Source organism: Microcystis sp. M109S1 (assembly GCF_020247025.1).
Taxonomy (GTDB): Bacteria; Cyanobacteriota; Cyanobacteriia; order Cyanobacteriales; family Microcystaceae; genus Microcystis.
The window spans coordinates 1-11,972 of the sequence record NZ_JADBRW010000040.1 but is presented as its reverse complement, the minus strand read 5'-3'; the positions used below and the strand labels follow the sequence as shown (position 1 = coordinate 11,972).

General features: G+C 41.4%; 5 protein-coding genes and 2 pseudogenes. 5 read left to right on the top strand and 2 right to left on the bottom strand.

Translation table 11 applies throughout. From position 1 onward, the window contains the following. The 3 genes from IM322_RS01670 to IM322_RS01660 all read left to right on the top strand — a co-directional run. On the top strand, positions 1-112 hold a 112-nt coding region (locus IM322_RS01670), incomplete at its 5' end, for a transposase (protein WP_071784045.1). Between the two features lie 189 nt (positions 113-301). Further along, complete coding sequence (locus IM322_RS01665) at positions 302-1,948, top strand: hypothetical protein (RefSeq protein WP_287713081.1); 1,647 nt, start codon at positions 302-304, stop codon at positions 1,946-1,948. A gap of 671 nt (positions 1,949-2,619) precedes the next feature. Beyond that, on the top strand, positions 2,620-3,507 hold the full coding sequence (locus tag IM322_RS01660) for a hypothetical protein (protein ID WP_287698947.1): 888 nt from the start codon (positions 2,620-2,622) through the stop codon (positions 3,505-3,507). 13 nt (positions 3,508-3,520) lie between these two features. On the opposite strand, the pseudogene IM322_RS01655 reads toward IM322_RS01660, so the two are convergent. After that, positions 3,521-3,712 (bottom strand): annotated as a pseudogene (locus IM322_RS01655) (IS630-like element ISMae26 family transposase); the annotation flags it as partial. Positions 3,713-3,934: 222 nt separating this feature from the next. Next, positions 3,935-5,776, bottom strand: a complete 1,842-nt coding sequence (locus IM322_RS01650) for a DCC1-like thiol-disulfide oxidoreductase family protein (protein WP_287676836.1) — start codon at positions 5,774-5,776, stop codon at positions 3,935-3,937. A gap of 1,210 nt (positions 5,777-6,986) precedes the next feature. Between IM322_RS01650 and gltB the strand changes: the two genes are divergently transcribed. After that, on the top strand, positions 6,987-11,588 hold the full coding sequence (gene gltB / locus IM322_RS01645) for a glutamate synthase large subunit (protein ID WP_287676833.1): 4,602 nt from the start codon (positions 6,987-6,989) through the stop codon (positions 11,586-11,588). Positions 11,589-11,675: 87 nt separating this feature from the next. Next, a pseudogene (locus tag IM322_RS01640) lies at positions 11,676-11,840 on the top strand (porin); the annotation flags it as partial. Positions 11,841-11,972 lie beyond the last annotated feature (132 nt).

The following is an 11,972-nucleotide window of genomic DNA, read 5'->3' as shown; positions in this document are numbered from 1 at the left end:
GGTCGAGGGAATCAACAATAAACTTAAACTAATAAAACGGAGAGGCTATGGCTTTAGAAACTTTCGGAATTTTTGGGTTAGAAGTATGTTGTCTTGGCATCTTGTCTGTTGATTTAGCATAAAGGGTAACGAAGAGCCATATTTTTGTTCATGAAGATCTCACAGAAAGAACTCTCCTGCTATTAATAGCGGCAACCCAAACAGGAATGTTTGCTCTTTTAGCAGACATGATTGATAAACGAACTTGATAATAAATATCGGTATAATCAGCATTTTTTGCGACAATTTGGAGAGGTATTAAATGAACTATTGGTTAAGTATAAAAACTATGATAAGTAAAGATATAGTAGAGATTAAGTGTCAAGTCGTGTCGAAAATTTTTCCAGTTATTTTGACTTTAATTTGTTTAATTAAACTATTCTTAACGAGAACCAGTGAAATAGTGGCCTCTCCCAGTGATCCCCAGAATTATCTAAGTCGTGCGGAAAGAGCGGTTTGGTTTTCCGATGGAATTGGTATCTTAAATTTAGGCCATCCCCCAGGTTATTCCTTATTTGTTTGGCTAGTTAGTTTTACGGGGATACCCCTGCGAATATTCCACGAACTATTTTACATTTTTTCAGTGTTTTTATTGATTTATTCTATTCGCTTACTAAAAGTACCGAAAATTGTCTGTGTTTTAGTTTTTTCTTTGCTAATTTTCTATCCTCTGACTTTCAGATTTTTTAATGATGCGAGAAGCGAAGCAATAACGGTTTCCTTGTTTAATATATTGATTGCGTTGATCATATTTTTGTTGTTCAAGAAAAAAATATCAGAAAAAATCATTTATTCCTGTTTGGCTGGATTAACCCTCGGATTTATCGGCATTACTCGACCAGAAAAAGGAATTGAATACATCTATATGTTAAGTTTAATTCCAATTATGTTTTTAACCAAGCCTCAGTGGAAATTAAGAGAAAAAATCCAACAGTCTTGTTTTTTAGTATTTTTACCCCTGTTAGTCTTCATTATGGTAAATTTTGCCATAGTCTCACTTAACTCAATTTTCTTGGGTGTGCCAGGGGTAAGTTTGTGGAATGCACCTAGTTTTAAGGGTATGTATACAGGATTAATGAAAATAGATGCTGGTACTCCAGTCAGACAGGTTCCTATTAATCCAGCACAGTTAGAAGCAGCTTATCAAGTTAGTCCCAGCTTCAAAACCCTAGAACCTTTCCTTCCTAAAGAAGAAATTCGCGGTAAATTTACAGTCTGGCTGTTAGCAGATGCTGTGCGTGATAGTATCAACCCTGTTAATCCTAGGTCGGTAACTACTCGGCAAGTTTATCAAAAATTTACCGAAATTAATCAAGAGTTAAAAACTGCTTTTCGTAATCGTCTTTTACCAACAAAAGCTTTTGGTTTTAGCTATCTAGATCCTAATTTTGGGATTTGGTTGCCCTACCTTAAGGACTCTTCTATAAAAGTTATCACTAAATTTCTCTATCCTCCCTTTTCAGAAGTAGAAAAAATTTTTCTTGTGGACGATCCCAAGGCAAGTATTACCCTCTTTAATAAGGTAGCTAATCGTCGTGCAGCTTGGACGGGAAAAGAACGGCCTAGTGGAATAAGATTACTGTTAGTTAAAGTGATAACTAGAGCTATTTATATTATCAATACCATCGGGATAATTTCTATAGTATTCTTACTAATATACTACTTTTGTAGTAAACATAAATCACCCTTATTATCTAATTATGTATTTATTCTCTTGTTTATTATTGTGATTAATTTCCTTCGCTTGCTTTTATATTCTTTAGTGGATGCAAGTTTACTGTTGGTGCATATGCGCTATTCTTTCCCGGGTATGCCTTTATTTTCCGCCTTTTCCCTACTAAACATTTTTGTTGTTGTTAATTTATTCTGGAAGAAGTTGAAGAAACCTAAATTAATTTTTGTAAAGTAGTTTAATTTGTCAAATAAATGGAGATGAACCATGAAAAGTAAGGTAATAAAAATAATTACAAATGCTTCTCTAATCTATTGGTTTTACGCAGTTTCTGTATTTCTATACTTTCAATTTCAAGATCGTTTCAACTTATATATATCTGATGATTCACCTAGTTACGTCAATTTTAGTTTTAATTCCTCGATCGATATAGTTTGGCTCTTCGGTTTGTGTTATGTAATGGACGGGGGTTATAAGGGATGTAACCCTTATATAGAAAGGCATTTGGCGATTTTTGTCAATTGTTTTTTATCTAGAGCGAACTAATCAATTAAATCTCTTGCCAGATAAGGATATAGTCGATTTATGCCCTCCTATCGAACCATAACAAGTAACGAAGAACCTTCTTAACCTACCAGACTCGACCTTCCTTTCTCTTTCTCATTCCTTTAGTACCTCTGCTCACTTTTGTTCTAGTATTCTTTTTTAATTATCACCATAGAGTAAGAAATAACTTTTACAGAAACATAGTAATCAAGGTTTTAATTGCCTGTTTTATTCCTTATCTCTTATTTAATATTCTCCGCACTTCTTTAGTGAATACATCAGGAGTTGTTTCCTTTGCTGGATATAGTCTTAGTGGCATTACCACCCAAATGTTGACAGCTGACATAATCCCAGAATTACCTGTGGAACAGCAACAATTAGCCCAAGCGATTGTGGATTGGCGTGAGCAACTAAAAAATATGAGTCCCGAGCAATTATCTCAAGCTATAGATGAACCGTTTAACAACCATGAAAATATGTCGCCATGTCTTATTCCTGCCTCAAAAGCTACCTACTCTCAATGGGGATACTGTTATAGCTTTAATTGTTGGAGAGCTGCCATTAAAGTGGCTAAAAATATGTATGGAGACAATCCCGTGATTGTTAATAACTCTCTAAAAGATTTATCTCTATCAATTATAAAAATTCACCCTCGCCTCTATTTTAAATGGATATATAACAGTCTAAAAGTGGCTTTAAACAGCTTGGCATATCAAGATGTATTTTTGAGTTATATCGCCAAAATTATTACCTTTGCTATAATCTTACTGTGTTTATTATTTTTACTTAAAATTATCGGCATTACTTACTTAGAGAAACCAGCTTTTCTGGAATCACCAATTTCTGTTTTAGCAATTATTAGCTCATCTCTGTTGATTATTTATGGTCTATTGTTGTGGCGGGGATTCAATTTTTCTGATTTCTTAATAATTATTTTGGGGTATAATTTTTTAGTAATAATCGCTGCTATAGTTATTTTTGTGTTGATTAAAATTATCAGTATTTTCAAATTTAGTTCAAGTGATCTTAAGTTTTTATTGCCTATACCTACCGAGCTATCTTCTATAACCATGACAGGAATACTTTTCTTTTTAGGAGGGACTTTTTTAACTATTTTGGTAGCACGACCTATACCAAGATATATCCAAGCTTATTCAGTTTTTTTGCCTAGTATTTTATCGCTTACTGCTCTAATTTTAGTGATCTTTGCTACTCAGAAAATCTTTAATATTTTCGCAAAGAATGCTTGACTTACAGCGTCTTTCAGATGGATGAGGTACAATAGCGACAGTGTGCGAACCAATTACGAAGGTCTTTTTCCGAGACTTGCTTAAAAGCCTCTTCTCAGGCTTCCTCTAGCTCTCGATAAGTTCTCGGTTTTAATTTTCTTAAGATAGACTTGATTTTTGACCAAAAATTTTCCATCGGGGCAAAGTCGGGAGAGTAAGGCAGTAAGCATAAATAAGTTTTACACTTAATCATGTTTCACCTTTTCTCAAAAGGGTAGAGGGAGTTTTATCTGTAAAGTTTATTTATTCTCAATGCCTAAGGAGGTAGGCGTTGCTGAATCAAGGTATGAATGCCAACTGTGCATCGTATCCAAAAGTTAGTTTGGGTCTAGGTTTTAAAAATACCACAAAAAAAGATTCATATCTCAAATCAGCAACGCCACTTTTTCTAATTAACTTGAATAAACCGCCTTTGAACCATACTTCCTTTTTGAGAATCTGAGGGATTTTTACGGAAATCCCATTCCCATAACTGGACTTCAAGCTGTTTGATTTTATCGTTGGTATTATGTTTATTGTTATAGATAATACCAGCAGTTGTCAACAATTCTTCACAAACTTGAATATCTTTTGGGTTCTCTGACAAGCACCGACGTAGAGTTCTACGGTAACGAGTATCATACAAGGCAGGAATAATTTTTTCGAGATAGGAGCGAGCAATTACACCAGAATCATAGTGAGCTAAGACTTTATGGTAACGAACAATACCTGAGGTATTGCCCTTAGAAAACATCTGCATGGCTGTAAAAGGATAGAATTCTAGTTGCGCCGCCCAAGAACTTATTAAACCCACAGTGACGATAGAAATTAACAGGGGATAACCAAAACCTTGCCAAAAAGCGTGCAGTTCTCGATTCGCTATCTTCTTAGTAGAAGATGGTGGGTTAGACAAGCTCAATTGATACAGTTTTTCGCCTAAAAATGATAACCCTGGCAAGAATATAAAGGGAGTCAATACCCAGCATAAAGGCAGAGCTAGAACAATAAATTTACATCCAGAAAATCCTCGATAACAGTGGTCTTGACTGATAATATTGATCCTATCTGTCAGAACAATTTCTTCCAAGTTTAGTCTATGCTGGTCATTATATTTATCTAAATCTAGCTGGCTAAAATCCTGAAACTGAAGTTGCTCAAAAATGTCCAGAAACTTGAGAACACGAACATTTCGACAACAGGTAGGAGCTAAACCATCATAGATTATGGTTATAGGTTTTTGATGGGATGCGTACCAATTAGCGATCGCTGGGCGGAGTTGATCGAAGTCCACGAAAATTAATTGCAAGAGAATCAGATCGAGAAATAAAATGTCTTGGAAAAACAAAATGCCGATGTGCATCATCGCCATGAGGGGAGGAATAATCCAGCGCGCTCTTCGTGAAAAAAGTACCGCTCCATAGGCTAATTCACTACCGACTCCAAATAAACCTAACAAGGCAAAAACAATATCAGGGGCATGATTCCAGTGTACTGCTAAAGAAAAGTCAAACTGCATTGGAGCCAAGGCGGTGCTATACAGTTGAAATCTCATATTATCTGCTCCCCACCACATCAAACCACCATTACGAAGCTTGCTAAGTCCAGCCATAACATACGGGATAGCAATAACAACCCAACAGGCATAACGAGACCAGCCATAGACAGGTGCGTTACGATGAAGAACTGGTACCGCTTGACCTCGATACTCTTTCCAGAGACGGTCAATTGATAAACCATCGCCGCAAGGAGTAAAAGAGAGAATAGCCAACAGATAAATAGGAATTAATCCCGTGTGAAAAAAGTGACTGTATTGACGTAGAATACCTCCGACAAGCAAACAACAGAAAAATGCCAACGGAATTATAATTTTTGTTCGCCAACCTATAATCGCTAAAAATAAAACTAATCCCGTTAACCAATCCAAAATTTGTAGGCTGTTATAACTTCTGACAAAATTATCAAAACCAGGTAATTGCTCAAATAAACCGATGACACCGAGGGGATAGCGCATACCCTCTGGAAGCCAAGCACTGCTCGGCATATCTTCAATGCCAATTATTAATATTAATGACACTCCACAGGTAATAATTCTAATTATGCCCAGTGACTCTGGTGTGGCTTCTCCCACAAAACGGCGAAAAAATTTAGGGCTGGTGACTAGCCAAGTAATTAATCCAGAGCCAAGAAAAATCAGTATACTAGACCGAATGGGAAAGTCGGGGGATGTTAATTCCAGTAATGTAGTCCACAAGCCCCCTATTACAATAGTAGCTACTATACACACCCAAAAGCGCATTTTATTATATCTCTCCATAGGATCACCATTTTAGTCTTCGTTACAATCAACCAACTCCAGTCAAAATATAACCTATATCGTCGATTTTTTCTCAAGCAATGGACATCTACATAATATAATCCAACTGGCTCTCCTCGACTTTGTGTGATAATCAGTGCTTATCATTCGTAGGAGTCTTTTTCGGCAAGGCTTTGCAGACTATATTCCCAGAAAATTATCCCTATTCTTCGGCTCTTCTCGACTTTGTGTGATAATTTTTGCTTATGGAATCGTGAAATGCTTATCGGGCAAGACTTTTAGGGCTATTTTGCGGATATTCTATCAGTATAGACCTCGTTTCCACACAGAAACCAGAAGAGCCATTCTTCTTGCTTACGGAAACGAGAAGAGCCAATCAACTTGCTGAAGTTGCGATAAAATACTAAAATCATTGCAAAGTTGGCGCTTTTGTGACCCTAGGATACTGGCTGGCCAAAATATGGGGATTAATCACGATCCTGTCTTGAAAGCTCCACACAATCTGAGTTCGGGATAGGGAAAGGGAGAGATGATATGCTGAAAAACAGAACACCATCCAGCTGTCTCGCCCTATGCTTAGGATAGACGCTTTATTCTGTCCTGTCGATGACTTCTGCCCTATATTTGAACCTAAATTAACCTCAGTTCTATTCAGTCTTATAACAGATCTTTGTTAGGTTGTTGCAACATATAAAGATACTTTTTAGACCAATTCTCCAAAGTCTGACTACAAAAGTCTCCTCTCCCAAGCATCCCCAACTGTCTAACTTAAAAGCGGCAGAATCTAGAATAGAAGGACTTTTAACTAAAATATTCGCTCAGGACTAAAAACACCCGTGTCTGCGGTTTAAATCTGGGTCTTAGCATTGATAATCTGAGAATATTCTGCCCAAACAAACACCTAACAGGATGTTTCACCCCCATCCTGCCTAGGGGATTTTCGATGACAATTCCTAAGAGCTACTATATCATGGTAGATCACCTGTGATTCCTCAGACCGGCCAAGATAAAGACGGCAACAGGCAAAAATTAGGAAAAATCAGCGACAATCGAAACGGCAAGATCAAAAAAAATTCTATTCTAGATTGACCCTTTCAGCAGACCAACTATCCCACCCTTCTAGACAACGACCCTAAGGATAACTTCTATGGCGCAACAAAATAACCTAAAAACCGACAATATACACCAAATCGATCCCTATTGGGGTCTCCCATGGCTCGTAGAGGAACGGGACGCTTGCGGAGTCGGTTTTATTGCCGATGTGCGCGGTTCTGGCAGCCATCAACTGATTGAACAGGCACTTTTAGCCTTAGGTTGTTTGGAACACCGGGGAGGCTGCAGCGCCGATCAGGATTCCGGTGACGGTTCTGGTATAATGACCGCTATCCCTAGAGCTATCCTCGCTCCTTGGTTCGCCGAAAATGGCTTAAATATGCCAGAATCTGAGCGTCTAGGGGTGGGTATGGTCTTTCTTCCCCAAGCAAACCGGGAACGCGCCGACGCTAAAGCACATATCGAGGAAATTGTCAATAAATATAATATTAAGATTTTAGGCTGGCGTACCGTTCCCGTCCGTCCTGAAACCCTCGGCCGACAAGCAAGGGAAAATCAACCCTTTGTCGAGCAAATTCTGGTTACTTCCCCCGATTTAGCCGGTTCTCAATTCGATCGCCTACTCTATATTGCCCGTTCTGAAGTCGGTAAGCAACTGGCCGATGATTTCTATTTCTGTTCCTTTTCCTGTCGCACCATTGTCTATAAAGGCATGGTACGGGGCGAAATCCTGCGAGAATTCTATCTAGACCTGCAAAATACCGCCTATAGCAGTCAATTCGCCATTTATCACCGACGTTTTAGCACCAATACCCAACCGAAATGGCCTCTCGCTCAACCGATGCGCTTATTGGGTCATAACGGCGAAATTAACACCCTTTTAGGCAATATTAACTGGATGTCGGCCCGGGAACCCGCTTTAGAAACGGAAGGTTGGACCCACGAAGAATTACAATCCCTGACTCCCATTGTTAACCCCGCTAACAGCGACTCCTATAACCTCGATAGCGCCCTAGAATTATTGGTGAGAACCGGTCGCAGTCCCCTAGAAGCAGCTATGATCCTAGTGCCGGAGGCCTACAATAATCAGCCGGATTTACAGGATTATCCCGAAATTATCGACTTTTACGAATACTATAGCGGTTTACAGGAACCCTGGGACGGTCCAGCTTTACTGGTATTCAGTGACGGGGGAATCGTCGGCGCTTGTTTAGATCGCAACGGTTTGCGACCGGCCCGTTATAGCATTACTAACACGGGTTATATCGTCGTTTCCTCGGAAGCGGGAACTATTCCCCTTGATGAAACCACCATTATCGAAAAAGGTCGTCTCGGCCCTGGTCAAATGATCGCAGTGGACCTAGAAAAAGGCGAAATTAAGCGTAATTGGCAGATTAAACAGGAAATTGCCCGATCTAATCCCTACGGTGAATGGGTGAAATCCCAACGCACCTTTATTGACAAAGAAACAGCGATCGACATTCCCGCTCCTAGTAATCTCCTTCCCCGGCAAACCGCTTTCGGTTATACTGCCGAAGATGTGGATATGATTATCGTCCCCATGGCAGAACAGGGAAAAGAACCGACTTTCTGTATGGGTGATGACACTCCCCTAGCGGTCCTCTCCAGTAAACCCCATCTTCTCTACGATTACTTTAAACAACGTTTTGCCCAAGTTACTAACCCTCCCATCGATCCTTTACGGGAAAGTTTAGTCATGTCCCTGACTATGTATCTGGGACGACGGGGCAATATCCTTAAATTAGGGGTTGATGACGCACATTTACTGAAATTAGACTCTCCCCTGCTCAATAATGCTGAATTAGCCAAAGTTAAAACCTCTAGCTACAAAACAGCCGAACTTTCTACCCTTTATGATCTGACCACCGGACCGGGGGGATTAGAAAATGCGATCGCTAATTTGTGCGCTGAGGCCGCCAAGAAAGTAGAATCGGGAGCGGAAATTTTAATTCTCAGTGACAGAACTGCTCCTATTGACGAAAAAACTAGCTATATTCCCCCCTTATTAGCTGTTGGTGCAGTCCATCATCACCTGATTCGCTCGCACTTGCGTTTAAAAGCTTCGATCGTTATCGACACGGCCCAATGTTGGAGTACCCATCACTTCGCTTGTCTAATTGGTTATGGCGCTTCCGCAGTCTGTCCCTATCTTGCGTTAGAAACGATCGCCCAGTGGTGGATCGAGCCAAAAACGCAGAAATTGATGGAAAACGGCAAATTAGAAGCTATTAGCCTCGAAAAAGCCCTAATTAATTACCGCAAATCCGTAGAAGCAGGATTACTGAAAATCCTCTCGAAAATGGGTATTTCTCTCCTATCTTCCTACCATGGGGCGCAAATTTTCGAGGCGATCGGATTATCGGCAGATTTAGTTAAACTAGCTTTTAACGGTACTACCAGTCGCGTCGGGGGTTTAAGCATTGCGGAGGTGGGACAAGAAGCGATCGCATTCCACAGTCAAGCTTTCCCCAATCTTACGGCCAAAAAACTAGAAAACTACGGTTTTGTCAACTACCGTCCGGGGGGAGAATACCACATGAATTCGCCAGAAATGGCGAAAGCACTCCATAAAGCAGTGGCTGCTCACTCCAACGGACAGGGATATGACCATTACGAAACCTATCGTCAAATCTTACAGCAAAGACCCGTTACTGCATTGCGCGATCTATTAGAATTTAACAGCGATCGCGCACCGATTCCCCTAGAGGAAGTAGAATCGATCGAAAGTATCCTGCAACGCTTCTGCACAGGGGGAATGTCCCTCGGTGCCTTGGGACGGGAAGCACACGAAACCCTAGCGATCGCAATGAATCGCATCGGAGGTAAGTCCAATTCCGGAGAAGGGGGAGAAGATCCGATCCGTTACACCAGCTTAAGCGATGTGGATGTAGAAGGACATTCCGTGACTATGCCCCATCTAAACGGCTTAAAAAACGGTGATACGGCTAATTCTGCCATTAAACAGATAGCTTCGGGACGTTTTGGAGTCACTCCCGAATACTTAATGAGTGGAAAACAGCTAGAGATTAAAATGGCCCAAGGAGCAAAACCGGGAGAAGGAGGTCAATTACCCGGGAAAAAAGTCAGTTCCTATATTGCCATGTTACGGCGATCGAAACCGGGAGTAACTTTGATTTCTCCCCCTCCTCACCACGATATCTACTCGATCGAAGATTTAGCGCAATTAATCTACGATTTACACCAAATTAACCCCCGGGCCAAAGTTTCCGTCAAATTAGTGGCTGAGATCGGTATCGGCACAATTGCGGCCGGAGTTGCCAAAGCTAACGCTGATATTATCCAGATTTCTGGTCACGATGGTGGTACAGGTGCATCACCCCTAAGTTCGATCAAACACGCGGGTAGTCCCTGGGAATTGGGAGTGACGGAAGTGCATCGGATGTTAATGGAAAATCAACTGCGTCATCGGGTGATTTTGCGTGCGGATGGGGGACTAAAAACCGGTTGGGATATCCTCATGGCTGCTCTCATGGGTGCGGAGGAATTCGGTTTTGGTTCCATTTCCATGATTGCCGAGGGGTGTATCATGGCCCGCGTCTGTCACACGAATAATTGCCCTGTGGGAGTCGCTACCCAGCAGGAACGTCTCCGCGCTCGTTTTTCGGGAATTCCCGCTCATGTGGTCAATTTCTTCACTTTGGTAGCTGAGGAAACGCGGCAATTATTAGCGAAATTAGGCTATCACAGTTTAAATGAGGTGATTGGCCGAGCAGATCTGTTAAAAGTGCGCTCCGATGCTCGTTTAACTAAGACAGAATCTCTCAATCTCGATTGTTTGTTAAATTTACCCGATGGCCGAGACCGCTCTTGGTTGCAGCACGAGGAAGTACATAGTAACGGTGCTGTCCTCGATGACGAGATTCTAGCAGATAGCGAGATTAAACGGGCGATCGAGCAACAGGGAACCGTCAGCAAAACCTACAGGATTGTCAATACCGATCGCTCCGTGGGGGCGAGAATTGCGGGGATAATTGCCCAAAAATACGGTAATGACGGCTTTGAAGGCAAAATTAAGCTCAATTTCCAGGGTGCAGCTGGTCAAAGTTTCGGAGCATTTAATTTACCCGGTGTCAATCTCCATTTAGAGGGAGAAGCTAACGATTATGTGGGTAAAGGCATCTACGGCGGCGAAATTGTCATCTTACCGCCCCAAAACGCCAACTATCAGCCCGAAGATAACGCTATCATCGGTAATACCTGTCTCTACGGGGCCACCGGTGGGGTATTATACGCGAATGGTCGCGCTGGTGAACGTTTTGCTGTCCGCAATTCCACCGCGAAAGCAGTTATCGAAGGGGCCGGGGATCACCTCTGTGAATATATGACCGGGGGGGTAATTGTTGTGCTTGGTTCCGTCGGTCGCAACGTCGGCGCCGGGATGACAGGGGGATTAGCTTATATCCTCGACCAATCCCTACCGGAGAAACTTAACCCCGAAATTGTCAAGATTCAACGGGTTGGCACGGCTGCTGGCGCTGAACAGTTAAAATCTTTAATTGAGGCCCATGTAGAACGCACTAATAGCCCCAAAGGTAAGTTAATTTTAGCTAATTGGGATAGCTATCTCGGTCAATTCTGGCAAGTGGTTCCCCCCTCGGAAGCGGATAGTCCCGAAGCGCAAATTAGCGCGGAGAAAACCTTAACTTCGGTGTAATTTCTTTGGGGTGCGTTACGCTTTGTTAACGCACCCATTGATTAATTTTTTGACTGCGGAGTTGATTAATGGCCATGCTGCCCATCTTTCGATAATATGATTACCCGGGATGCCAAATTGACCGAAACTTTATACTATGATGTCATGCAACAGCAACAGTCCGGCCCCTTAATTCGCACCCAAGATTTACCCAATCCCTTCGATACTTCCCTACAGGAAAATCCCAGTTATTTAAGTCCAGGCGGCTTTTAATCCGCCAATTTAACTCGGAATTGGCGAACAATGTAATGGGTCGAGAATCTTCTTTGAAGGTTCCCGAACTGCGGCAAGATGCCTTTTTAAGTTCGATCGAAGCTCCCTGAGAAGCTAAACTCTCACCCATTT

Coding starts and splice junctions, on each gene's coding strand:
- IM322_RS01665 (WP_287713081.1), top strand. CDS start 302: ATGAACTATTGGTTAAGTATAAAAACTATGATAAGTAAAGATATAGTA.
- gltB (WP_287676833.1), top strand. CDS start 6,987: ATGGCGCAACAAAATAACCTAAAAACCGACAATATACACCAAATCGAT.